Annotated in this window: 11 protein-coding genes and 2 pseudogenes; all 13 read right to left on the bottom strand. The window is 70.4% G+C overall.

The window, feature by feature from the left end; translation table 11 throughout:
- Nucleotides 1-422: 422 nt before the first annotated feature.
- The 13 genes and pseudogenes from H1Q64_RS25520 to H1Q64_RS25580 all read right to left on the bottom strand — a co-directional run bounded on the left by H1Q64_RS25520 (nucleotide 423) and on the right by H1Q64_RS25580 (nucleotide 23,982).
- Nucleotides 423-2,003, bottom strand: coding sequence for an alpha/beta hydrolase-fold protein (locus H1Q64_RS25520; protein ID WP_237906665.1), 1,581 nt, complete (start codon nucleotides 2,001-2,003; stop codon nucleotides 423-425).
- A gap of 77 nt (nucleotides 2,004-2,080) precedes the next feature.
- The gene (locus tag H1Q64_RS25525; protein ID WP_237906666.1) at nucleotides 2,081-9,259 is read right to left on the bottom strand and encodes a non-ribosomal peptide synthetase; all 7,179 of its coding nucleotides are present in this window, start codon (nucleotides 9,257-9,259) and stop codon (nucleotides 2,081-2,083) included.
- Nucleotides 9,260-9,291: 32 nt separating this feature from the next.
- Entirely contained in the window at nucleotides 9,292-9,498 is a 207-nt protein-coding gene (locus tag H1Q64_RS25530; protein WP_109071752.1) for an MbtH family protein, read from the bottom strand.
- 26 nt (nucleotides 9,499-9,524) lie between these two features.
- A pseudogene (gene dhbA / locus H1Q64_RS25535) lies at nucleotides 9,525-10,281 on the bottom strand (2,3-dihydro-2,3-dihydroxybenzoate dehydrogenase).
- On the bottom strand, nucleotides 10,278-11,150 hold the full coding sequence (locus tag H1Q64_RS25540; protein WP_237906667.1) for an isochorismatase family protein: 873 nt from the start codon (nucleotides 11,148-11,150) through the stop codon (nucleotides 10,278-10,280). The pseudogene dhbA and the gene H1Q64_RS25540 overlap by 4 nt, the downstream one beginning before the upstream one ends.
- Nucleotides 11,147-12,773, bottom strand: a pseudogene (locus H1Q64_RS25545) ((2,3-dihydroxybenzoyl)adenylate synthase). The gene H1Q64_RS25540 and the pseudogene H1Q64_RS25545 overlap by 4 nt, the downstream one beginning before the upstream one ends.
- A complete protein-coding gene (locus H1Q64_RS25550; protein ID WP_237906668.1) occupies nucleotides 12,770-13,975 on the bottom strand; it encodes an isochorismate synthase in 1,206 nt (401 codons plus the stop codon). Before H1Q64_RS25550 ends, H1Q64_RS25545 begins: the two are co-directional and overlap by 4 nt.
- Nucleotides 13,976-14,211: 236 nt before the next feature.
- Nucleotides 14,212-17,364: an efflux RND transporter permease subunit gene (locus H1Q64_RS25555; RefSeq protein ID WP_237906669.1), complete on the bottom strand. Its 3,153-nt coding sequence runs from the start codon at nucleotides 17,362-17,364 to the stop codon at nucleotides 14,212-14,214.
- A 59-nt stretch (nucleotides 17,365-17,423) separates the two neighbouring features.
- The gene (locus tag H1Q64_RS25560; RefSeq protein WP_237906670.1) at nucleotides 17,424-18,509 is read right to left on the bottom strand and encodes an efflux RND transporter periplasmic adaptor subunit; all 1,086 of its coding nucleotides are present in this window, start codon (nucleotides 18,507-18,509) and stop codon (nucleotides 17,424-17,426) included.
- Complete coding sequence (entS, locus tag H1Q64_RS25565) at nucleotides 18,506-19,756, bottom strand: enterobactin transporter EntS (protein ID WP_237906671.1); 1,251 nt, start codon at nucleotides 19,754-19,756, stop codon at nucleotides 18,506-18,508. The genes H1Q64_RS25560 and entS overlap by 4 nt, the downstream gene beginning before the upstream one ends.
- Nucleotides 19,757-19,843: 87 nt before the next feature.
- On the bottom strand, nucleotides 19,844-21,778 hold the full coding sequence (locus tag H1Q64_RS25570; RefSeq protein ID WP_237906672.1) for a TonB-dependent receptor domain-containing protein: 1,935 nt from the start codon (nucleotides 21,776-21,778) through the stop codon (nucleotides 19,844-19,846).
- A gap of 202 nt (nucleotides 21,779-21,980) precedes the next feature.
- Nucleotides 21,981-23,621 carry a PepSY-associated TM helix domain-containing protein gene (locus H1Q64_RS25575; RefSeq protein ID WP_237906673.1) on the bottom strand — a complete coding sequence of 547 codons (1,641 nt, stop codon included), beginning with the start codon at nucleotides 23,619-23,621 and terminating at the stop codon, nucleotides 21,981-21,983.
- Nucleotides 23,622-23,664: 43 nt separating this feature from the next.
- Complete coding sequence (locus tag H1Q64_RS25580; protein ID WP_237906674.1) at nucleotides 23,665-23,982, bottom strand: hypothetical protein; 318 nt, start codon at nucleotides 23,980-23,982, stop codon at nucleotides 23,665-23,667.
- Nucleotides 23,983-23,984: the final 2 nt, after the last annotated feature.

The following is a 23,984-nucleotide window of genomic DNA, read 5'->3' on the forward strand; positions in this document are numbered from 1 at the left end:
TAGTGTTCTACACAGTATTACAAATGTGTTCGATGTCTTGACGTTTCCTATAATGAGCATAACTTTGATAATTATCCGTGCAAAGGCGGAATCTTTCCTGCCCGGATTCTTTTTTATTTCTTCAATGTCTTTATTGAAACTTCTGAATACAACAGCATTCCCTGCGCACCGGATGCCGCAGTGCACCATTGGACTATCCACACTTGGCGCTTCACTTTTTCGTCCGGCATGTCACGTCTCGGCCGCCAACCCAGCTTCCTACCGCTCTCCATCCACAGCCGCCTCGACGGCCGGAGAGTCGTGAACCACACCCAATGGGGATCCAGGGAACATGTCGAGAGCGTCATGAAAGCGCCCGAGACACAGGCGCAGCTCAGGCAACTCGTGGGTTGCGCAAAATCGGCCGCACCGGAACCGTTGCTTCAGCGCCCGAACAATGCCAACAAACCGTCGCCAAGGGCGCCGCGCCATGCGAACCGGTCGTGCCCGGAGGCATAGTCGCGGTAGGCGACCTTGTAGCCTTTGGCCTCCAGCACATCCCGCAGATGGCGGGAGCTTTCAAGGATGCCGATCTCACCGTCGCTTCCGGTTTCAAACAAGCCGGCACTGAGAAAAAAGCGCACCGGACGGCGATCGCGCGATGCCACCAGACCAGCCATATGTTCCGGACGGTCCGCCGACGCGTCGGCCGGATGCCACCAGAAGGAGCCGGACATGGAAAGCGCGTTTCCGAACCGCTCCGGATGGGCCAGCGCCGCGGACACCGCCGCCAGTCCACCATAGCTGGACCCGGCCAGAACCGTGCGGTCGGGGCGGGATCGGATGCCCATCCGCTCTCTCAACCAGGGGAGAAGCTCGTCGGCAAGCATCGCGGCGAAAGCGGGATTGGCCGGCAGTTCGCGTTCCCGCGCTTCGGCCGTGGGGTTGGCGATGAAGACGGCGACGGTCGGCGGCAGGCGGCCATCGCCGATCAACCGGTCGAGCATCATCGGAACCGGCGCGTGCCGGTCGAGATAGTCCGGCCCGTCGAACAGCAGCAGCAGAACGGTGTCCTTCCCCTTCGGATCGACGCCGGGCGGTGCGTAGACCGCGACGTCGCGCGTGTTCCCGAGGGTGCGGCTGGTGAACCGTTCGGCGAGGAGCCGTCCCGCCGGTTCGGCCCAAACGCCTTCCAGTCCGGGCTGGAGCGGGGCGCCAGGCAGTTCCACCAAGGAAACCTGATTGTAGGGGTCGGGTGCGTCCGCCGGCCAGGGATGACGGTTCAGGGGATCGGCCTGAAGCTGCGCCAGGATCGCCATCCGGCATTCGCGGCAGGTTCCGGGAAAGTCCGGCACGTCCGCCGCGATCTGGTAGGACAGGCGGGTGGAGGCGGGGACGACGAAGCTCTTGAACCAGACGTCGCTCCGGCCCAGCCGTTCGAGATTTTCATGGTTCGAGGTCGGCCCTCCGAGCAGGCGCACGTTGTGGCGGGCGCCCCGCGCCAGGAAGGTCATCATGACCCGGTCCGTTCCCGTCGCGCCCATCGTCGGCTCTACCAAGGGCGTGCCGCGCCGGGCGACGTCCTGCCAGAAGGCCTCGGTTCCGCCGCCGTTTTTCACCGTTTCCGCCAAGGCGGCGATGGTTGGGCTCAGATGCCCCTGAAGGACGGGGTGCTGGTCGGCCACGGCGATGCGGCGGGTCAGCGCCAGTCGATAGCTTCCGGCCCCGCGCAACGTGACCCGCAGCGCCGCGGTGCCGGGTCCAGCGACGAAACGGAAGACCTCCCGTCCCGCCGTGCCGTTCAGCAGCAGCCGGACAGGGCGTCCATCCCGGTCGATCAGCCGCAGCTCCGCCGCATCCGCTCCGGAATCGAGCACGCCTTCCACATAATCGCCGTCGTCGAGGTCCAAGGGAAGGACGGCGCTGCGCTCCGTGCCGGACACAGGAACGTCAAGGGTCAGCGGGGAGTCGTCCGGCACCCCCACGCAGGCGTTCAGAGCCGTCATCACCATTCCTATGAACATCAGGCGCCTCCATCGCCCTTCCTTTCCGCCGATCGCCCCACGCCCCAAGGGCAGAAGGGGAGGGGAGGTCCGCACCGTCATCCACCCACCGCGGCACGGACCGGTTCCACGTCAGCCATCGCCGTGGCGATCACCCGGTCGAGCAGGGGGCCGACGATCCGCAGGGACGCCGGGGCGATGATGTCCTCGTGCGCGCAGTGGGACAGGCGGTGGACGGACAGGCGCCCGACGCGGCCCGTCCAGCTTCCCTCGGGGTCAATGTCTGGCGGGATCGACTTCTCCGCCACGAACAGCGTCAGTTCGCCGTCGTAAACGGGGGTGCGGGCCTTCGAGAGAACTCGGACGGCGTCCTTGTAATTGCCGAAGATGTGGCCGAACATCTCCACCTTCTCCCGCCGCAGATCCTCGTCCATCACGTCGGCCAAGGCGTCGCCGAGGAACTGTTCCTGCTCCCGTTCCGCCGCCTGATCGGCGTCGGTGCGGCCGAGTCCGCTCCAGTCGTGGGCCTCCGCCGGATAGGTGTCGAGCAGGCCGAGGAAGTCCACCCGCTCCCCCAGCCGCCGCAGCCGCACCGCCAGCCCATAGGCGACCGTGCCGCCCAGCGAATAGCCCAGCAGATGGTAGGGACCCTGCGGCTGCACCTCGCGCAGGATGGCGAGCTGGCGGTCGCACAGCTCGTCGAGGTCGGCGCTGAGCGCCAGCGGGCCGTTGGGGCGCGGCGATTGCAAGCCGACGATGGGCCGGTCGCCGCTCACGTAGCGCGACAGCACGCTGTACTGCCAGGACAGGCCGGACCCCGGATAGAGACAGATCAGCGGCGGCCCCGCCCCGTCGCGCAGGCGGATCACCGGCGCGAAACCGAGATTCTCCGGCTCGTCCCGCTCGCCCGCTTCGGCCAACAGGGCGGCCAGCCGGGCGACGGTGGGGGCGACCATGATCTGGCTGACCGCCACCGGCTGACCCAGGTCGCGGCGGATGCGCGCCGCCAGACGCATCGCCAGCAGCGAATGGCCGCCGATGGCGAAGAAATCATCGTCCGCACCGATCCGCTCCAGGTCCAGCAGCTCGGCGAAAATGGCGGCCAGACGGCTTTCCAGCCCCGGCGCCGGTGGACGGCCCGACGAGGCCGCTTGGGCGCCCACCGCGGGCAGGGGCAGGGCCTTGCGGTCCAGCTTGCCGTTCGGCGACAGCGGGAGGGCGTCCAGAGTCACGTAGGCAGCGGGCAGCATGTGCGGCGGCAGCGTGTCCCGCAGGGCCGCGCGGATGGCGGCCTCGTCCACTGCGTGGCTTTCCGCCGGAACGAGGTAGGCGACGAGCTGGCGCCGGTCCATGCCGGGTTCGGATGCGCCTCCGCCCAGCTCCAAGGCGGTCACCACCGCCTGGGCCACGCCGGGCAGGGCGGCCAGCGCGCACTCGATCTCGTCCAGCTCGATGCGCTGGCCGCGGATTTTCACCTGATGGTCGGTGCGGCCCAGATACTCGACCGCGCCGTCCGGCAGCCAACGGGCGAGGTCGCCCGTGCGGTACATGCGCCGTCCATGGTCGAAGGGATCGGCGACGAAGCGCGACGCGGTCAGGCCGGGGCGACCGAGATAGCCGATGGCGAGCTGGTCTCCGCACAGATGCAGCTCCCCCACTGCGCCCGGAGGCACCGGGCGCAGGGCGTGGTCGAGGATGCGGAGCTGCGTGTTCCACACCGGCCGGCCGATGGGAACGCCGCCGTCCCCCGCGATCCAGGCGCCGGACGCCGGGCAGTAGGTCACATCGACCGCCGCCTCGGTCGGACCGTAGAGGTTGTGCAGCGCCGCGCCGAAGCGGCCGGCGAAGGCGCGCGACAGGCCCCGCCCCAGCGCCTCGCCGCTGCAGAAGACGCGGGTCAGGCTGGGGCAGACGGGCGTTTCGGGACCGTGGCTTTCGACCACGCTGGCGGTAAACAGGGCCAGCATCGACGGCACGAAATGGATTGTGGTGATGCGGTGATCCTCGATCAGCCGGACCAGCGCCGCCGGGTCGCGGTGGGCCTCGGGCGGCGCCATGACCAGCCGTGCCCCGACCAGGAAGGACCAGAAGAACTCCCACACCGACACGTCGAAGCCGCAGGGCGTCTTCTGCAGGATCGCGTCGTCCGGCCCCAGGGGATACTCGTTCTGCATCCACAGGATGCGGTTGACGATGGCGCCGTGCGACACCGCCACGCCCTTGGGCCGTCCCGTGGTGCCGCTGGTGTAGATGATGTAGGCCGGGTGCTCCGGCGTCAGCCCGTCCGCGAGGACAGGCGATTCATCGATCACGCCAGCCACCGCGCCGCCGTCCTCATCAACGGACAGCACCGGCACCGCGTTTCCGAACAGCGGGCGCGAGGCCGCGTCAGTCATCAGGGCGCGCGGGCGCGCGTCGGACAGCATGAAGGCCAGCCGCTCCGCCGGATAGCCGAGGTCGAGCGGCAGATAGGCCGCCCCCGCCTCGATGACCGCGAGGATCGACAGGCTGAGGGATGCGGAGCGGGGCACGCCCACCGCCACCACGTCGCCGGAGCGCACGCCCAGGGCGTGCAGCCGCCCGGCCAAAGCGGTCACCCGCCCTCGAACGTCGCGGAAGGTCAGGCTGTCCCGCTCGTCGACCAGGGCGACGGCGTCCGGCGTGCGCGCCGCCTGCGCGACGAGGAGGTCGCGCAGCGTGGTCCGGGGCACCGCCCGCGCGGTGGCGTTCACCGCGGCGAGGTGCCGCCGCTCCGTCTCGGTCAGGGTCGGCAGGGCGGCCACAGGCGTCTCGGGATGGCGGGCCAGCATGGTCAGCAGGCCGCGGACCCGCTCCGCCAGCGCCGCCGCGTCGGGCACCGCGCCGCGGTTCTCCACCAGCAGGGTCAGTTCCCGGCCCGGCAGGACCAGCAGGGCCAGCGGATAGTGGCTGTAGCCCCGGTTGTGGACGCCGGAAACGCGGACGCCGCCGAGGTCGAGGGACTCGCAACCGCTGTCCGGGTAGTTCTCCACGACCAGCAACGTGTCGAACGGTGCGCCGCCGCCCGCCATCGCCTGGAGTTCCGGCAGGCCCAGACCGTCATGCTCCATCAGGGCGATGTGGCGTTCCTGGATGGCCGGAAGCTGCTCCCACAGCGGCTGCGCCGGGTCCAGCGCCACCCGTACCGGCACCGTGTTCAGGAACAGGCCCACCTGCTCCTCCAGGCCGGGAACGGCGGCGGAGCGTCCGGAGACCGGCGTGCCGAACAGCACGTCGTCGCGCCCCGCCAGATTGCTCAGCACAAGCCCCCACACCGCCTGCATCAGCGCGTTCAAGGTCAGCCCCTCCACCCGCAGCCGGGAGAGCAGGGCGTCGGTCAGCTCCGTCGGCAGGGCCAGCTCCGACTCCTCCATCGACGTGTCGCCGCCGGACCGGGCCGGATCGAACAGGACGGTCGGGGTGGCCCCGGCCAGCGCCGCGCCCCAGGCGTCCCGGCTCGCGGACAGGTCGCGGGCCAGCAGGCCGTTGACCACCGCCGGATAGCCGATAGGCAGAGGCGTCAGCGCGTCGGGACCCTGCCCGTAGGCGGTCAGCAGGTCGCGCAGCAGCAGCGGCGTGGACCAGCCGTCCACCACCAGATGATGCACGGCGATCAGCAGCCGATGACGGTCCGGCGCGGTGCGGACGAGGATGGCCTTCACCAGACCCAGGAAACGGTCGGTCGGGTTGGCGCGCTCCGCCGCCACGGCCTCGATGCGGGCCAGTTCCGCGGCGCGGGTCTCCGGCGCACAATCCGACAAGTCGTGGTGCTCGAAGGGCCACAGCCCGGCGCCGCCATCCGGCAGGGCCGGGATGACCAGCAGCGGCTCGCCGCGCCCGTCATGGTCGAACAGCCCGGCAAGCTGCGGGTGGCGGCGCAGCACCGCGTCGAAGGCCCGCTCCAGCCGCTCCGCGTCCAGCGGCCCGTCGAGGTCGAGCGCGGTGAAGGCGTTGTAGGCGCTGGCCTTTCCGCCGAGCTGGCTCTGGAACAGCATGCCCTTCTGCAAGGGCAGCAATGGCACCGCCGCGGCGACCGGGCCATGACGGGTCACCAGCGCCGCCAAATCGACGGCGGGCGGCGCCGTGGCCGTCCGGCGTTCGGGAACCAGCGCCTTCAGGGCGAGCGCCATGCGCCGCGGGTCGCGCCCGGCGAAGACGTCGCGGGGGCGCAGCTCGAACCCGTGGGCGCGCAGGGCGCTGCCCAGCGCGATGGCGCTGATGCTGTCGCCGCCGAGCGCGAAGAAATCGGCGTCGGCGCCCACCGACGGCAACTGCAAAACCGTCGCCATGGCGCGGCAGAGCAGCTCCTCCGCCGGGGTGGCGGGGGCCGCACCGCCGTTCTCCGCCGCCGGGGCGGGCAGACGGGCGCGGTCCACCTTGCCATTGACGGTCAGCGGGAAGGCGTTCAGCACCACCAGCGCCGAGGGCACCATGTAGTCGGGCAGCCGCTCGCGCAATCCATGCAGCAGGTCGCGGGACGTCCGATCCGCCCCCTCGGCCAGGGTGCAGTAGGCGACCAGCCGGTGGCTGGCGTTCACCGCCTCCGCCACCACCAGCGCGCCGGACACGCCGGGCAGGCGGTGCAGGGCGGCCTCGACCTCTGGGATCTCGATGCGGTAGCCGCGGACCTTGATCTGGTGGTCGGCGCGCCCGATGAAGTCGATCTGCCCGTCGTCCGTCCAGCGCACCAGATCACCGGTCCGGTAGAGCCGCCCGCCGGACCCGAACGGATCGGCGACGAAGCGCTGGGCGGTCAGCCCCGGGCGGCCCACATAGCCCGCCGCCAGACCGGCGCCGCCGATGTAAAGCTCGCCCACGGCACCGACCGGCACCGGGCGCAGCCGGCTGTCCAGCACATGGACCCGCACATTGCCGACCGGGCGCCCGACGACCGGCCGCTCCGCCACCGTGACGGGCGCGCGCAGCGTGTCCACCGTGTTCTCGGTCGGGCCGTAGAGGTTCACCGCCATCAGATCGGCATGGCCGCGCAGATCCGTCCACAGGGCGGGGGAGGCCGCCTCGCCGCCGATCAGGATCAGCGTCGGGTGATGGTGGCCCGGCTCCATCAGGCCGCAGGCCAGCATCTGCGCGCAGAAGGACGGCGGCAGATCCATGGCGTCGATGCACCGGCCCCGCACCTCCTGCACAAGCGCGTGGGCGTCGCGCCGCATCTCCTCGTCGAAGACGTGAAGCTCCTGCCCCAGCAGCATCCAGAAGATCTGCAGCCAGGAGGAATCGAAGGCGAAGGAGTGGGTGTGCGCGGCCCTGAGGACGCGCGCACCGTGGCGCCGCCGGACGGCCTCCAGCGCGGGTCCGTAGACCGTCGCCGTGTGCGACAGCAGCAGGTTCAGCAGCGCGCCGTGGGTGTTCATCACCCCCTTCGGGCGCCCGGTGGAGCCCGAGGTGAAGATGATGGTGGCGATGTGGGCGGGCGTCAGGGGCGCCTTGCGCTCCGCGGCCGTGACGGGGCCGCCGGGCAGGGCGGCGCAGGCGGCCAGCAGGTCGGCATCGTCCAGGCACAGCGCCTCCAGCCCGGCGGGCAGCCGCCCGGCCACCGAGGCCCAGGTCAGCGCGCAGCGCGGCCCGGCGTCCTCGCACATCATCGCCAGCCGCTCGGTGGGGTAGTCGAGGTCCAGCGGCAGGTGGGTGGCGCCGCTCGCCAGAACCGCCAGCATGGCGACCACCGCGTCGGCGGAGCGCGGAACCGCCACCGCCACCACGTCGCCGGGACCGACGCCGCGCGCGATCAACAGCCGCGCCAGCCGTGACACCGCGCCCGACAGCTCCGCGAAGGGGATGCGGGTGTCGCCGAACACCAGCGCCGTGGCCTCCGGCGTCTCGGCGGACTGGCGGTCCAGGACCTCCACCAGGGTCGCCGGGCGCTCCGGCGCGGCGAAGACGGGACCGCTGGACCAGGCGGCGATGGCCGCTTCCTCGTCGGCGTCCATCACCGGCAGGCTGTCCAGCGGAGCGCCGGCCGCCGCGGCGTCGAGCAGCCGGATCAGGCGCCGGGCGTGACGGGCCAGTTCCGCAGCATCGTAGCGGGTGCGATCGGCGCGCAGCTCCAGCGCGATGCCGCCGCCGCGGGTCATCAGCCCGAACTCGAAATCGTCGACCGGGCCGGTCGCCAGATGGTGGGTGACCGCCTCCACGCCCGCGAAGTCCAGGTCGTAATCGAACAGGCGGTAATTGACCACTGGGCCGTAGAGCGCCTTGCCCGACCCGACCTGCCCCAGGTCGCGGGGGATGCGCTCCGCGTCGTAGCGCTGGTGCTGGCGCGCCTCCCGCAGCGCGGCCCGCACCCGTCCGGCGGCCTCGGCCAGCGTGCCGGCGCCGGTCAGGTCGATGCGCACCGGCAGCACGTTGACCACCGGAGCCACGGAATGGACGGCGGCGGAGCCCATGCGCCGCATGAAGGGCACGCCCACCACCGGGCGGGGATCGCCGGACAGCCGGTGCAGATAGACGGCGATGCCGGCCATCGCCAGATCGGCGACCGACACGCCGCAATGCTCGGCCAGCCTGGCGAGCGCGCGGGCCAGCGGGGCGGGCAGGGCGGCGGCGTGGGCCACCACCTCCGACGTGGCCTGCTGCTCGGTCGGTTTGGCGCCCTGAACCGAGAGAGTCAGCGGCGCCGGAAAGTCCCGGCACAACCCGCTCCAATAGGCGCGGTCGCGGACCAGCGCGTCGGAGGCGAGATAGGCCGCTTCCTCCTCCGCCACCGCGGCGATAGAGACGAAGGGGCAGGGGGCCGGCCTCCGCCCCTCGACAGCCACGCCGTACAGGTCCGCGATGTGGCGGGTCAGCGCGTTGAAGCTGTAGCCGTCCAGCATGATGTGGTGGTAGCGCTGGTACCAGATCCACCGCGGCGCCCCATCCGCCCCGGTGACGTCGAACAGGATCTGGCGGCACAGCGGACGCTCGCCGTCGGCGGGCAGGTCGCCGGCCAGATCGTCGGCCATGACGGCGCGCGCCGCCTCTTCCGGGTCGGGAACGCTGGTCAGATCGATGCGCTCCGGCTCCGTCGCCGCATCGCCGCCGCCGAGAATCTGGACGACGCGGCCGTCCCGCTCGGCGAAGCGCGCGGTCACCGTGTCGGCCTCCGCCAGCCCGTCGCGGATGGCCCGGGACAGACGCGCGGCGTCGATGGCGCCGTTCAGCTCGACGGCGTGGGCGATGACATAGGCGTTCTTCCGGGCCGCGACCTGATCCGCCAGCCAGATGCCCAGTTGCGTGCCCAGCAGGGGGATGATGCGCATGGCCCTGTCCTCGTGAGTGCTTTGAAAAGCCGTCAGGCGGCGGCGGGGGTGAGGTCGGTCCAGGCGGCCTCGATGTGGTCGAGGCAGGCGGCGCGCCCGGCGGGGCCGAAGACGGCGGTCCAGCCCTCCGGCACCGCGGCGAAGCACGGCCACAGGCTGAACTGGCCGGCATCGTTCGCCAACGCCAGGAAGTCGTGACGCTCGTCGTCGAAGGGATTCACATACTGGTCGTTCGTCATTGGATCATTCCTGGAAACGAAAAGGATCAGCGCCCAAGCGTCGCCCCGCCGTCCACCAGCAGGTCGGCGAGCGTGATGTGGCCGGCGGCGGGGGGAGGCGAGGAAGACGACCGTCTCCGCCACGTCGCGCGGCGTGGCGAGCTTGCCGAGCGGGATGCCGAGCTTGTGCTGGCCGGGATTGCCCTGGATGGTCTTCGCCGCACCGTCCGGCCCGCTCCACAACGCGCGTTGCATCGGCGTGTCGGTCGAGCCGGGGGAGACGACGTTGCAGCGGACGCCGTAGGGCGCCAGCTCCAGCCCCACCGTCATGGTCAGGCTGGTCAGCGCCGCCTTCGACGCGCCGTAGGCGGCCATGCCGATCCGCGGCACATGGGCAGCGTTGGACGACACGCTGACGATGGCGCCGCCGCTCCCGCCGTTTTTGAAGGCCGGGATCACCGCCCGCATCATGTGGAAGGGACCGGCCACGTTGACGGCGAAGGTGTCGCGCCAGTCGGCGTCGGTCATCGCCTCCACCGGTCCCATGCGCAGGATGCCCGCGACGTTGGCCAGCGCGTCGATCCGCGTGCCTTCGGCGAACAGCGCCTCACAGGTTCCGGCGACCGCGTCGGCGTCGGCGATGTCCAGCGTCACGGCGCGGTAGGGCCGCTCCCCGCCGTCGTGCCAGTGACGGTCGAAGGCGACGACGATGGCGCCGCGGGCGTGGAACAGGTCGGCCACGGCCCGCCCGATGCCCTGCCCGGCGCCGGTCACCCAGACGGTCCGGCCCCCGAAGTCCATCATGCCGCCACGCGCCCGGAAGCGGCCAGCCGGGGCTCGATCAGCGCCCACCAGCCGTTGATGCTCGGCTGCGCGGCCAGTTCGGCGAAGCCGACCTCGACCCCCGCGGCCTTCCAGCGGTCCACCACCTGCATCACCGCGATGGAATCGAGGCCGAAATCCATCAGGTTGTCGTCGTCCCCCGGCACCTCGTCCAGCGAGGCGAGCAAGATGCGCCGCAGCCCCTCCTTGCTCAGCACCGCCGCGGGAGCGGCCAGAACGCTGTCGGAATGGATCGTCCGCCCGGCGTTGCGCGCGACGTAGCGCAGCGCCATCATGTGATCCTCGCGTGAGAAGTCGGCGATGGCGTCGGCGACCAGGAAGGGCTTGATGCCGCGCATGAAGGCGTCCAGCGCCGTCTGCATCACGCCGATGTGCGCGTAGATCCCGCAGATCAGGAGCTGGTCGCGCCTCGCCTCCGCCATCATTTCGGCCAGCGGGGCGCGGAAGAAGGCGCTGTAGCGCCATTTGGTCAGCACCCGGTCGTCGGCGTCCGGGGCCAGCGGGGCGACGATGCCGGCGAGGTCCGGCTTGGCCGTCAGGCCTGGCCCCCACATGTCGTTCAGCAGGCCGCGGTCGGCGTCGGACTGCTCCGGCGGCTGGGCCGTGTAGAAGACCGGCACCAGCGCCTTCAGATGGCGCTTCAGCCGGACGATCCGGTCGATGCAACTGACGATGGCCGGGTTCGCCGTGCCGTAGAAGCCGACGAAATAGTCCTGCATGTCGTGGATCAGCAGGACCGCGCGGGCTGGGTCGACGCTCCAGGACACCTTGTCCTGCGGCAGGTCCGCCGCGGTGGGCAGGGCGTAGGGGGCGATGGATCGGATGGTCATGATGCGGTCGTTTCCGTGAGAGCGTTGTCTTGGCGCGCCCGCTCGCGCAGGGTCTGCTTGTCGACCTTGCCGACGGCGGTCTTGGGCAGGTCCGGGACGAAGACGAAGCGGTCGGGCAGCTTGAAGTCGGCCAGCCCCTGGCCGCGCAGGAAGCGGCGCAGCTCCGACGGCTTCGTGCCGGGGCGGGGCGATCACGAAGGCGCAGGACCGCTCGCCCATCAGCGCGTCGGGCATGGCGACGACGGCGGCGTGGCTCACCGCGGGGTGGGCGGCCAGCAGGTCTTCGACCTCCTGCGCGTCGATCTTCTCGCCGCCGCGGTTGATCTGGTCCTTGTTGCGCCCACAGACGACGAGGTTGCCGCCCGGGGCCAGGCTGACCAGATCGCCGCTGCAATAGAAGCCCTCGGCGTCGAAGACACGGGCGTTGTGCGCCTCGGCCTTGTAATAGCCGCGAAAGGTGTAGGGACCGCGGGTCCACAGCTCGCCCACCGCGCCGGGCGGGACCGGGTGGCCAGCGGCGTCGAGGATGCGAATCTCGTCGTCGGGGCTCATGGGGCGGCCCTGGGTGTTGACCACCGTCCATGGATCGTCGTCGAGCCGCGTGTAGTTCACCAGCCCTTCCGCCATGCCGAAGACTTGCTGGAGACGGCAGCCCAGCCGCTCCGGCACCCGCTCGGCGACGGCGGGGCTGAGCTTGGCGCCGCCCACCTGGACGACCTCCAGGCTCGACAGGTCCTCGGCGCCGCCGGCAGCCTCCAGCCAGACCGACAGCATCGGCGGGACCAGCGCCGCCCAGGTGACGCGGTGGCGCGTGATCAGCGGGAAGCAGGTGGCGGGACTGGGATCGCCGGCCATCACCACCGTGCCGCCGGCATGGAACACGCCGAGCGCGCCGGGTGAGCTGAGCGTGAAATTGTGCGGCGCCGGCAGAGCGCAGAGGAAGCGGCAGGACCCGTCCAGCCGGCAGATTTCGACGCTGCGGCGGACGCTGTAGAGATAGTCGTCGTGGGTGCGCGGGATCAGCTTCGGCGTGCCGGTGCTGCCGCCGGACAGCTGGAAGAAGGCCACGCCGGCCGGGTCGGCGACGGGTGGCGGCCCGGCGGCGTCCTCCGCCAGCGCATCGCCATCGGCCCAGGCGAAGCCGCCGATCCCGTCATCCGCCGGAGCGCCGAGCAGGAGCAGCCGCTCCGGCCCGACCGTCTGCGTCATCAGGGCGACCAAAGCCTGGTCCGCCGCCGGCAGGATAGCCAGCGCCGGCTCGATCTGGCGCGCGTAGGCGGTCAGCTCATAGACGCCGTGGCTGTTCAGCGCATTGACCGGCACCACCCCGCAGCGCAGCAGGGCGAAGAAGACCAAGTAGAATTCCGCGCGGTTGGGCAGCCGGACCAGCGCCGTGTCGCCGGGCCGCAGGCCGCGGGCGCGGAAGGCGGCGGCCAGACGGAGCGACAGGCTCTGCAGGTCGGCGTAGCGGAACCGGCGCTCCCCGCAGAGGATCGCGGTGGCCTCCGCCGCCGCACCCTGGTGGCGGTCGATCACGTCGGTCAGCGGGTTGCCGGTCCAGTAGCCCTTGGCGCGGTAGCGCTCCGCAAATTCGGCGGGCCAGGGCGTGAAGGGAATGGTCACGACGCCAGCTCCACCGGAAGGTCGGTGTTGGAGGGCCGGGCGGACGCGACGCCGAACAGGTTCAGCATGGTGGTCAGCTTGGCCGCCGTCTCCTCCCACTCCGCCGCCGGGTCGGAGTCCACGACGACGCCGGCCCCGGCGTAGAGGCGCAGATGCCGACCCTGGACCAGCCCGCAGCGGATGGACAACGCCCACTCGCCGTTGCCCCGGCTGTCCATCCAGCCGACCATGCCACCGTACCAGTTGCGGGCGTAGCCCTCCAGCCGGTCGATGGCGTCACGGGCGAGGTCGGTCGGCGTGCCGCAGATCGCCGGAGTCGGGTGCAGCGCGTGGGCGAGCCGCAGCGACGACACCGCGGGATCGGCCAGCTCACCGGTCAGTTCGGTGGACAGGTGCAGCATGGTCGGGGTGCGGATCACGCTGGGCGCGTCCGGCACGGACAACGGGTTGCAGAAGCCGGCGAGCGCCGCGCGCACCGCGTCGACGACGTAGCGGTGTTCCGTCCGGTCCTTCGTGGACGCGAGCAGGGCGGCGGTGCGCTGGCGCTCCACCTCGGCGGACGGGTTGCACGGGGCGGACCCGGCCAGCGGATTGCTGACCACGGTCCGCCCGGTCTTGCGGATCAGCAACTCCGGGCTCGCCCCCACCAGGGTCTGTCCGTAGGCGACCGGGGCTGCGAAGACGTGGGCGCCGGGATTCTGCCGCAGCAGGGCGCGCAGCAGGCGGCCCGGCGCGAAGGCCTCGCGCGCTTCCACGTCGAGCGGGCGCGACAGAACGACCTTCTTCAAAGCGGTGTCGCGGAACAGGTCGATGGCCTGGGCTACCGCCGCTTCGAAGGAGTCGCGCCCCACCGTCTCCTCGATGGCGTTCAGCGCGACGGGGTCGGGGTCGGCGGCCATGCGGCCGGCGTCCTCGCAATCGCAACGCTTGGGGATGAACAGGCGGGCGTGCTGGCGTCCGTCGAAGGGGACGGCGCCGACCAGGATGGGATTCTCGACGCCCTGGGCCTTGCGGCGGCGGAAGGCGCGGTCCAGCGCCTCCTCCCACCGGCCATCGGCGAAGCTGCGGTCGTCAAGGGCGACGTCCAGCCGCTCATCCACGCCGTAGGCTTTCAGGACGCGGCCGCACGAGGCGAAGGCGAAATCCGGGTCGGAACGGCCGCCGAGCGGCCGCTCCCCGGCAGGCAGGGGTAGAACGTCCATGGAAACACGAGCCTCCACTGTCCATCCGCCAGCGCGGACGACGTTGACATGTTCGGAAAAAAGGCGCGCCGCCATCAGTCCGTGTGGGCGCGGGAATCGCCACCGGCGTTCTGCCGGAGCCATGAGCGGCGTCCGCATACATTTAAATGCGAATGATTCTCATTCGCAATATAGGGATATGTCCGATCCCGCGCAAGCGCTTTCTGCAACCGGCGCGGGATTTTTGTCTCTCGGAATTAATCGCCCGCTTCCGCAATCCTCTGGTCGGGCGCTAAAGCGCCCAGCCGGTCGGACAGGCGGAAGACCAGCGACAGCACCACGGGCAGGACCGTCACCGTCACGAGGCTGGAAATCAACAGTCCGCACAGCACGACCAGCCCGAGCCCGCGGTACAGCTCCGTCCCGGCGCTGGACACCGCGACCATCGGGATCAGGCCGGCGACGGTCGTCACCGTGGTGATCAGGATGGGGCGCAGTCGGCTCTGCAAGGCGTCGGCAATGGCCTCCACCCCGGACATGCCGTGTGTCCGGCGGTTCACGGCGGCCTGTTCGACGATCAGGATGGGGTTGTTCACCACCGTCCCGACCAGCACGAGGAAGCCCATCATGGTCAGAACGTCGAAGGGCTGCGGCGGGCCGATGCCTCCGGGCAGGCCGGCGACGAGGTTGTAGAGCCACAGCCCGACCAGCCCGCCGCCGATCCCGGTGGGCACCACCGCCATGATGATCAACGGATAGCCCCAATGAGAGAAGACGGCGACCAGAACCAGATAGGTGACGGCGAGCGCCAGCAGGAATCCGCCGGTCAGGGCGGAGCGCAGCTCGTCCAGCGACCCGCCGGCCCCGGTGATGCGGGTGCTCATCCCGTCGGGAATCACGCCCTCGGCGCGCAGCCGGTCCACCAAATCGGTCCGCACCGCGGCGATGCCGGATTCCAGTGCCACCGACCGCGGCGGGATGATGGTCAGGGTGACCGTCCGGAACCCGTCGATCCGCGCGATGCTGGAGGAACCCACGGTTTCCCGCAGTTCCGCCAAGCTGGACAATGGCACCGGGGCGCCGCGGCCGGTGTGGAGCACCAGATCGGCGAAGCTCTGACGGTCGCGGCCCATGCCCCCGGCGACCCGCAGATAGACGTCCAGCGTCTCGTCGTTCAGCAGATACTCGTCGGCGAAGGCACCGTCCGAATAGGCGCGCAGCGTGTAGCCCAGCTCGGCCAGCCCGATGCCCATCTCACCCGCGCGCTCCCAGTTCGGGTGCAGTTCCAGGAAGGGCTGCGACATGGCCAGAGTGGGCGGGGAGGGGTCGCTGTTGACCTGCCCGTCGGGGAACAGATCGCCCGCACGGTCGAGCACCGTCAGCGCCGTGGCGTAGAGCGTGGTCAGGTCACCGCCGCTCAGCTCCAGCCGGATGGCGCGGGCGCCGCCGCTGTTGCCGGAGAAGATCGACCCGCGCGCGGCGAAGCCGCGCATGCCGGGAATCGCCCGCATCCGCTTGGTGACGTTGGCGATCAGCGCGTCGGTGTCGGCGGGGTTCATCGGCTCCGTCACGAAGCGGATGAAGCCGGGGCGGATGAAGCTCAGATTGACGCGCAGCGGCGGAATACCGGTCTCGGCGTCGGTGTCCGCGGCGCCCACCTGACGGCTCAACAGCGGGTCGATCTGCCGCCAGACCTCCTGCATCGAGTCCATGCTGTAGCCGGGCGGGGCGGACATGAAGCTGAAGACGGTGGCTTCCTCGCCCTCCGGCAGATATTCGGCGGGCGGCACCATGGTGAGCATGACGGCCGCCATGGCCGCGGCGGAGACGGCGAGGATCGCCAGCTCCCGCCGGGCGCTGCGCAGCATCCAGCGCACCGCGACGCCCAGCGCGCCCTCCTTTTCCGGGCCTTTCACCGCCGGGGGCGCCACCGACCAGCGCCCGGCGACGACGGGAACCAGGACGAGGGCGGCAAACATCGACATGACGACGGCGCCGGTGATGGCGATGGCGATGTCGGAATAGAGCTGCCCGGCTTCCGCCGTGATGAACAGCACCGGCAGGAAGACCAGGACGGTGGTGAGGGTGGAGGACAGGATCGCCGGCCACACCTCGGCGATGCCGTCCTCGGTCGCGGCGGCCTTCGACTTGCCCATGCGCAGATGGCGGGCGATGGCGTCCAGCGCGACCACGCTGTTGTCGAGCGTCATGCCGATGGCGAAGGCGACGCCGGACAGCGAGATCACGTTGATGCTGCGCCCGGCGGCGGCCAGGACCAGCAGGGTCGCCAGCGTGCAGACCGGCATGCTCGCCGCCGCCGCCGCGGTCGCCGGGATGGAGCGCAGGAACAGCAGAAGCACCGCCGCGGCCAGGACGCTGCCGGCGATCAGGTTGCTCAGCACGTTGTCGATGGACCGTTCCATGTAGCGCACGTCCTCGGACAGCAGCCGCATGGACAGACCGCGCTCCTTCAGGGCGTGGCGGTTCAACTCCTCCACCGCCCCGGTCACCGCCTCCTTGACGGCGATGACGTTGGCGCCGGCCCTCTTGCCGATGGTGACGAGCAGGGTGGGGCGCCCGTCGGCGAAGGCGACGCTGCGCGCCTCCTGGGTCGCCATGGTCACCGATCCGACGTCGCGTAGGCGGATCGCCGTTCCGTTCTCCCGCGCGACGATCAGGTCGGCCAGATCCTCCAGGTCGGCGAAGCGCCCGATGGTGCGCAGGAAATAGCGGCGCTTGCCGAAGTCGCGGTCGCCGCCGGAGACGTCGCGGTTGCGCGCCCGCACGGCGTCGCGCACCGTCCCCACATTCAGATTGCGGGCGGACAGTTTCAGCGGGTCGAGCAGGATGTGGATCTCCTGCGCGGCCCCGCCGATCACCTCGGCTTTCGCCACGCCGGCCACACGCTCCAGCCGCGGGCGCAGGACGTTTTCGATCCAGTTGGTCTCGCGCTGGATGGACAGCGCGTCGGTGGCGCCGTCCAACCGCTCGACGCCGAAGAACAGGAAGGGCTCCGCCGTCGCGGATTCGGCGACGATGCGCGGGCGGTCCACCGTCTCCGGATAATCGGTGACCTGCGACAGCGCGTTGTCGATGTGGATCAGCGCCTCGTCGACGGAGGTGCCGGAGGGGAACTCCAGCTCCACCTGGCCGCCGCCGAACTCGGCGCCGGAGGAGAGGCGGACGAGCCCGGGAATGGCGCGCAGGTACTTTTCCTGCTCGATCAGGATTTCCTGCTCGACGTCCTGCGGGGTGGCGCCGGGCCAGTTGGTTTCCACCATGATCCGGCGCGGGCTGATGTCGGGGATCATCTGCACCGGAATGCGGAAGACCGACACCGCGCCCAGCAGGCACAGGATCAGGACCGACACCAAAGCGGCCAGCGGGTTGCGCAGGATCAGGCGGGTCATCATGACTCCGGATTGGAAACTTGCGGTTTCCCCTCTCCCAGGGGGGAGAGGGGGTCTCCTCACCCCACCATGTCCGGGACGACCGGCTGGTCGGGGCGCAGGCCCTCGTTGCCCTGGACGACCACCAGATCGTCGGGGCGAAGCTCGGGGCTGAGGACCTCCACATGGTCGCCGGAATGGCGGCCCGTGCGCACCGCCACCGGGCGGGCCACCGCCCCGTCGTCGCCGCGCTCCACCACCCAGACGCGGGCGCTGCCGTCGGGATGGCGCTGCACCGCGTCCGCCGGGACCTGGAGCGCGATCTCCGCCATTCCCGGCGCCGGGCCGAGCGCGACGCCGACGCGCGCCGACATGCCGGGCATCAGCCGCCCCTCGGGGTTGGGAAGCGCGATGTGGACGCGGAAGCTGCGGCTGACCGGATCGGCGGCGGGCACCACCCGCTCCACCGCCGCGGCGATGCCGGCCCCCTCCGCCGCATCGGCGACCAGAACGGTGACCGGCGTGCCGGCCTCGATGCGCCCGTGCTGGCGCTCCGGCACGTCGACGACGACGCGCAGCGGGTCGGCGGCGGTGAGCTGAAGCACCGAGACGCCCGCCCCCACCCATTGCCCGCGTTCGGTGCGCCGTTCGGTCACCACTCCGGCGAAGGGCGCGGTCAGCCCGTGACGCGCCACCTGCTCCCGCTGGATGGCGACGGCGGCGCGGAGCTGGCGGACCTTGGCCTCCTCGATGGCGGCCTGGGCGAGCTGCGTGCGATAGCGGGACTGCGAGACGCTCTGCACGCCGGCCAGCGCCTCCGCCTCGCGGGCCAGCCGCAGGGCGTCGCGTTGCAGGTGCTCGGCCTCGGCCAGGGAATGCTCCAGCCGCTCCAGCTCCAGCCGGGCAACGGTGTCGTCCAGCCGCAGCAGGGGTTGCCCGGCCTCCACCCGGTCGCCGGCCTCGACCAGCAGGGTGTCCACCCGGCCCTCGACCTGGGCGGACAGAGCACTGCTCTGCGGCGACACCAGCGTGCCGGGGAGCTGCAGCGTCTGGCGGACGGGGGCGGCGACCACCGCCGTCACCTTCACCCGCGTCTGGGCGGCGGCGGGAAGCGCTGCGGCAAGCAGGGCGGCAGTCAGCAGGATCGGCATGGCGCGCGTCATCATCCGGTTCCCTCCAGGGCGGGGTCGCTCATCGGCGCTCCGCGCATCGTGGTGGCGGTGGCGGTCACGGCGGCGGCGAGCGCCAATGCGCCCAGACCCAGCGCCAGGATTCCCACGGCGGGGCTCAGCAGCGTCGCCAGCAGGCCCATGCCGACGGTGCCGGCGCTGTCGCCGAACACGTCCTGGGCGGTCCACAGGCTGTTGACGCGGCCCAGCAGCCGGTCGGGCGTGTGGCCCTGCACCATGCTGTATTCCAGGAGCGAGGCGATGGAGGTGGCGTAGCCGAACAGCACCAGCAGGGGCAGCGCCACATAAAGGCTTCCGGCGGCCCCGATCACGGCGACGCAGGCGAAGGCGCCCATGCAGGCGCCGCCCATCGCCAGACCCGGACGCTCCAGCCGCGCGGCCCAGCCGCTGAGTGCCGCGCCCAGCGTCGCCCCGATGGGAACGGCGCTGTACATCAGCCCGGTCTCGAAGGCGCCGCCGCCGAACACCTCCTCGACCAGAGCCGGGAAGAGGATGCGGATGGAGGTGGTGACCGTGCTCAGACAACCGAGAGCGACCACGCTCAAGATCACCTTGTGGCCGAACAGGAAGGCGAAGGCCTGCGCCATGGCGCGCAGCGGATTCTCCCCGGCCTCGCCCGGCGGCATCATCCGGGGCAGGCCGAGCAGGGTCAGGACGGTCAGTCCGGTGCCCAGCGCCGTCAGCAGATAGACCCAGCCGACGCCCAGCCCGGCGATCAGCAGGCCGCCCAGCGCCGGCGACAGGATGGTGGCGACGCGCATCGACAGCATGCCCAGCGCGCGGGCCTGCACCAGATTGGCGCGCCCGACGAGATGGGGCATCGCCGCCAGCAGGGCGTTGACGCCGATGGCTCCGAAGAAGCCGTCCCAGAAGGACAGGGCGTAGATCGCCGGAAGGGACGGGGAGGGCAGCGCCGCGTTGGCCGCCAGCCCGAGGAAGCCCAGGCCGCAGACGCTGCGGGCGAACAGGATCAGCCGGCGGCGGTCCATCCGGTCGGCCAGCACGCCGCCCAGCAGAAGCCCCAGGAACATGCCGACACCGTCGCAGGCGGCGGCGACCCCGACCTGAAGGCTCGACCCGGTGAGGGCGTAGACCTGGAGCGGCACCGCCACCGACAGCAGGCCGAGCGCCATCAGCGAGATCGTCCGGGCGATCAGCACGCGGCGGAAATCGGGGTTGGTCTTCAGAAGACTGATATCGACGAAAAGGTTCGACAGGGTCATGGGCGGGCCTTTCCGGCATCGCCGAAGGCGTCTTTGGAAAGCGGACGCGCCCGCCCCCGGCGCAAACCGGGGACGGGCGGCGGCGGATCAGAAGCGGTAATTGGCGGAGACGTAGTAGTTGCGTCCCACCTCCACCGACGTGAAGTTGACGTTCTTCTCGCTGAGGATGACGTCGGTGATGTTCTTGACGCCGGCCCCGACGGTCAGCGCTTCCGTGACGTCGGCGCTGACGCCCCAGTTCAGCAGGGTGTAGCCGGGCATCTTGCTGGTGCCCTGCAACTGCGGGCCGGTGTAGCTGGTCGACACCGACGTGCTGACGGTGTCCAGCGCCTGCCACGTCAGGGAGGCGTTGACCTTGTGGCGCGGACGGTAGTCCAGCTCTGCACCGTTGCTCTGCTCGGTGTAGAGGTAGGTGTAGTTGCCCGACAGCAGCAGCTTCGGAGTCAGGCTGACGGAGCCGGTCACCTCGACGCCCGAGATGTCCACATTGTTGATGTTGCTCCAATTGCGGGCGACGGCCACCGGATCGTAGACCGCCTGGATCATGTCCTTGACCTTGTTGTGGAACAGCACGACGCTGCCGTCCCAGCGGTCATAGCGGGTTTCCAGGCCGATCTCGTAGTTGGTGCTGGTCTCCGGTTCGAGGTCCGGGTTGCCCGACAGGAAGCAGCGGCCGCCGCAGCTCACGACCCGGTATTCACGGCTGAGCTGATAGGCGTCCGGCGCCTTGTAGCCCTGGCTGACGCCGGCCTTCAGCGACAGCGCGTCGGTCAGCGCGTAGACGACGTTGGCGCGGCTGGTGAAGTTGCCGCCGAAAATCTCGTGGTGGTCGTAGCGGGTGCCGAGCGTCAGGGTCAGCCCGTCGATCAGCCCGATCTGATCCTGGAGATAGACGGCCTTCTGCCCGATCTCCGACTTGCCGGACTGCAGGAAGGTGTTGGGGTCCTCCACCGTCTGCTTGCGGTATTCCGCGCCCGCAGTCAGCCGGTTGAAGCCGAGCTGGAAGTTGGAGCGGCCGTGCAGGAAGAGGTTCTTCTCCTTCAGATGCCGCTGCTGCGGCGCGTTGAAGGACGAGTTGTAGTCGTCGATGCGGCCGTCTTCGTAGTTGGCCTCCACCAGCGTGTCGCCCCAGCCCCAGTTGCCGCGGTGGGCGGCGCCGAAGGTGTTGCGGACGATCTCCTGTTTCTGGGAGGAGAGCCAACGGTCGTAATAACCGCGGGGCCGGTTGTCGCGGTTCAGGCCGTAATTGGCCTCCAGCGTCTGGTTCTCCGTCACGTCGAAGGCCAGCGTGGTCAGCAGGTTCGCCAGGTTCTTCTTTTCCAGGACCGGAACGACGCCGTTGTAGCGGGAGTCGTCGTACCAGGCCTGCCGGTTGAAGTATTCGGCGGAGACCGAGGCCGACACCTTGTCCACGATCGGGCCGGCGGCGTAGAGACCGGTGCGGTACTGGGTGCCGCCGCGGCCCGGCTCGACGACGCGGTAGTCGCCGTTGATCTCGCCCGACCACTTGTCGGTCGGCTTCTTGGTGATGATGTTGACCACGCCGCCAATGGCGTCCGATCCGTAGAGCGACGACAGCGGGCCACGCACGACCTCCACCCGCTCGATGGCCGACATCGGGATCGAGTGGTAGTCGAAGTCGCCGCCGCGCCACAGCGCGTCGGAGGTGGACACCCGGCGCCCGTTCACCAGCACCAGCGAGTAGTTTTGGCCCATGCCGCGGATCACCACCTCGTCGCGGCCCGTGGCGTCGGTGCGGTCGTTCACGCCCACCGAGCGGCCCAGGACTTCCGGCAGGCCGGAGGAGGCCACGCCCTCCCTCTTCAGATCCTCAGACGTGATGACGGTGGTGAAGGCGGGAGCGGTCAGCGTGCTTTGTGCTGTGCCGGTCGCCGTCACCGTCACCGGTCCCAGCGTCTGGACGGCGGGCGCCCCTTCCGCGGCGGCCTGCTGGGCCAGCGCCGGCGTTCCCCCCGCCAGCGCGGCCACCAGCGCCACACCCACCATGGTTGCGGATTTCACCGCAGCCACCGGATGGACGGCCGCCGTCCCTTCCTCTGCACACGCCCCCGATGTGCGATTGGTCATACTCATATCCCCTGATTAGACAAATGCGTAGTTGCTAATGCGACTCATTCTCAACTACCTCTTTCGATTGTTAGTGCATATCCCTTTTCGCTGCAAGGACTATGACTCGTCCGGGTTGTTTTTCAGGAAGGGTCGGTCACTCAGCCGGGTGGGCCAGCGGCTGCATGCCCATTTCCGATTTCGGGTGCCCGACCGCGGCCGCCCACACGCTGTCCCGCGGGCCGGTCTGGGCGCGCCGCTCCGCGCTGCGGGCCATGGCGGCGAAGGCCAGGGCGCCGGCCAACGCCACCAGATCGACTCCGATCAGCCCATCCGACAGCCAAAGACCCGGCATGACGAGGCCGAGCAGCGAGGTGGCCGGGATGGCCGCGGTGGCCACCGCGCTGGCCCACAGAAGTTCTACCCCGGCGCGGGACGCCCCCCGCAGGAAGGCCCAGGCGCAGGCGCCCAGAAAGACCGCGTAGTAGATGCCCCAATGCCAGGCGTGCAGGTCGTCCACCAGCCCGCTCAGCCACTTCCCGGCGGCGATGGTCAGAGACAAACCGGCCACGCAGCCCAGGCAGACTCCGACCGTCCCGGCGGCCAGTAGGCGGGTGGCACGGCTCTGCTCGACCGGACCGACGGCCGACCGGCCTTTCGCCTGCCGCTCCGTCCGCCGCCGCGATTCGATCCACAGCAGGTTGCCGGTGTAGAACAGGGCCGCCCCGGCCAGCCCGAGCAGGAAGTAGGACCAGCGCACGATGCCACCGCCAAAGCTCCCGAAATGCAGCGCGAAGAAGGCGGAGACGGTGGCCGACCATCCGTTCTGGTGCCCCGGCATGTATTCGGTGTCGATGATCCGGCCGTCCACCGCCCCCATCAGCACGAAGCCCTCCCGCCGCACCAGATAGCGCGGGTCATGACCCCAGACGCGCACGGTGGCGGCCCCGGTGCCGGCGTCGTGATACTCCAGGCTGACCGGCTGGAAGCCCGGGGCGAGGCTGTGGACGCGCGTCAGGAACTCCTTGGGCGGGAGCATCCCCGCTGGGCTCATGTCCTTCGACACGGTGCGGAAGGGGCTGCTGGACGCCGCCACGGCGCGCATCTGCCCGCCATAAACCACGCGGTCCAGCGTGTCGTAGATGTGGTCGTGCAGCCCGAACACCACCGCCGACAGGGCGATGACGATGTGGAAGGGCAGGCTGATCAGCCCCAGCACGTTGTGGGCGTCCAGCCACAGGCGCTTCACGTTCCGGGTGACGCGCAGGACCAGGAAATCCTTGACCAGCGACGGCAGCAGGATGATCACGCCCGACACCAAGGCCACGACGTAGAGCGCGCTGGCGATGCCGGTCACCGTCGTGCCGATGTCGAGATCGCCCGGAATGCCCACGGTGCGGTGCAGAAAGTCCACCAGCAGCCCGATGCCGGATGGGTTGAGCTGCTCCACCGCCACCGATCCGTCCGGCGCCAGGGTGGCGGCCCAGGGGGCGGGGTCGAAGCGTTCCTCCGTCCAGGTCAGGCGCAGCGGCACCTCTCCGGCCAGGGCCGGCCCGACCGCCAGGGTGAAGTCCCGCACCTCCGGCCGCAAGGCGCGCGTGGCGGCGACCAGTTCCTCCGCCCGGTCGAGCGTGGCCGGAGTCACCGCCACCGGCGGCGTGATCCAGCGTTCCAGCGGTTCCTTGAACATGGTGAGGGCGCCGGCATAGAAGCAGACGAACAGGATCAACCCGGTCAGAATGCCGGTCCAGGTGTGGACCTGCCGGTAGAGGCGCACGACGTCGGTGCGGATGGCCATGGCTCGGCTCGCGGCTGTGAGGGCGGGACGGGTGGGCAAAGGATCAGTGCAGCAGCGGACTGCGCGCGGCGAGCAGCGCCGTGTGGGCCAGGATGTTGGCGCAGCCCAGCCACAGCCAGGCCTGACGCCCGCTGCGGAACAGGAAGCAGACGCTGGCCACCCCCAGCCAGATCGGAACGACGAGCCACATGATGAATTGCAGCTTGTTCACCGCGGCCGGCCCGCCGGGGCCGATCCAGGCGAACAGTCCCGACATGGCGATGGCCAGCGAGAATCCCAGGACCACCCCGGCCACACTCTTGCTCCACCAATCCGGACGGATCGGAGCCTGCGTGTGGCGGGCGGAGGATGCGTCGGTCATCG

This window comes from Azospirillum brasilense (assembly GCF_022023855.1).
Taxonomy (GTDB): domain Bacteria; phylum Pseudomonadota; class Alphaproteobacteria; order Azospirillales; family Azospirillaceae; genus Azospirillum; species Azospirillum brasilense_F.

Coding starts and splice junctions, on each gene's coding strand:
- H1Q64_RS25550 (WP_237906668.1), bottom strand. CDS start 13,975: ATGGACGTTCTACCCCTGCCTGCCGGGGAGCGGCCGCTCGGCGGCCGT.
- H1Q64_RS25520 (WP_237906665.1), bottom strand. CDS start 2,003: ATGTTCATAGGAATGGTGATGACGGCTCTGAACGCCTGCGTGGGGGTG.
- entS (WP_237906671.1), bottom strand. CDS start 19,756: ATGACCCTGTCGAACCTTTTCGTCGATATCAGTCTTCTGAAGACCAAC.
- H1Q64_RS25525 (WP_237906666.1), bottom strand. CDS start 9,259: ATGCGCATCATCCCCCTGCTGGGCACGCAACTGGGCATCTGGCTGGCG.
- H1Q64_RS25555 (WP_237906669.1), bottom strand. CDS start 17,364: ATGACCCGCCTGATCCTGCGCAACCCGCTGGCCGCTTTGGTGTCGGTC.
- H1Q64_RS25530 (WP_109071752.1), bottom strand. CDS start 9,498: ATGACGAACGACCAGTATGTGAATCCCTTCGACGACGAGCGTCACGAC.
- H1Q64_RS25575 (WP_237906673.1), bottom strand. CDS start 23,621: ATGGCCATCCGCACCGACGTCGTGCGCCTCTACCGGCAGGTCCACACC.
- H1Q64_RS25540 (WP_237906667.1), bottom strand. CDS start 11,150: ATGACCATCCGATCCATCGCCCCCTACGCCCTGCCCACCGCGGCGGAC.
- H1Q64_RS25560 (WP_237906670.1), bottom strand. CDS start 18,509: ATGATGACGCGCGCCATGCCGATCCTGCTGACTGCCGCCCTGCTTGCC.
- H1Q64_RS25580 (WP_237906674.1), bottom strand. CDS start 23,982: ATGACCGACGCATCCTCCGCCCGCCACACGCAGGCTCCGATCCGTCCG.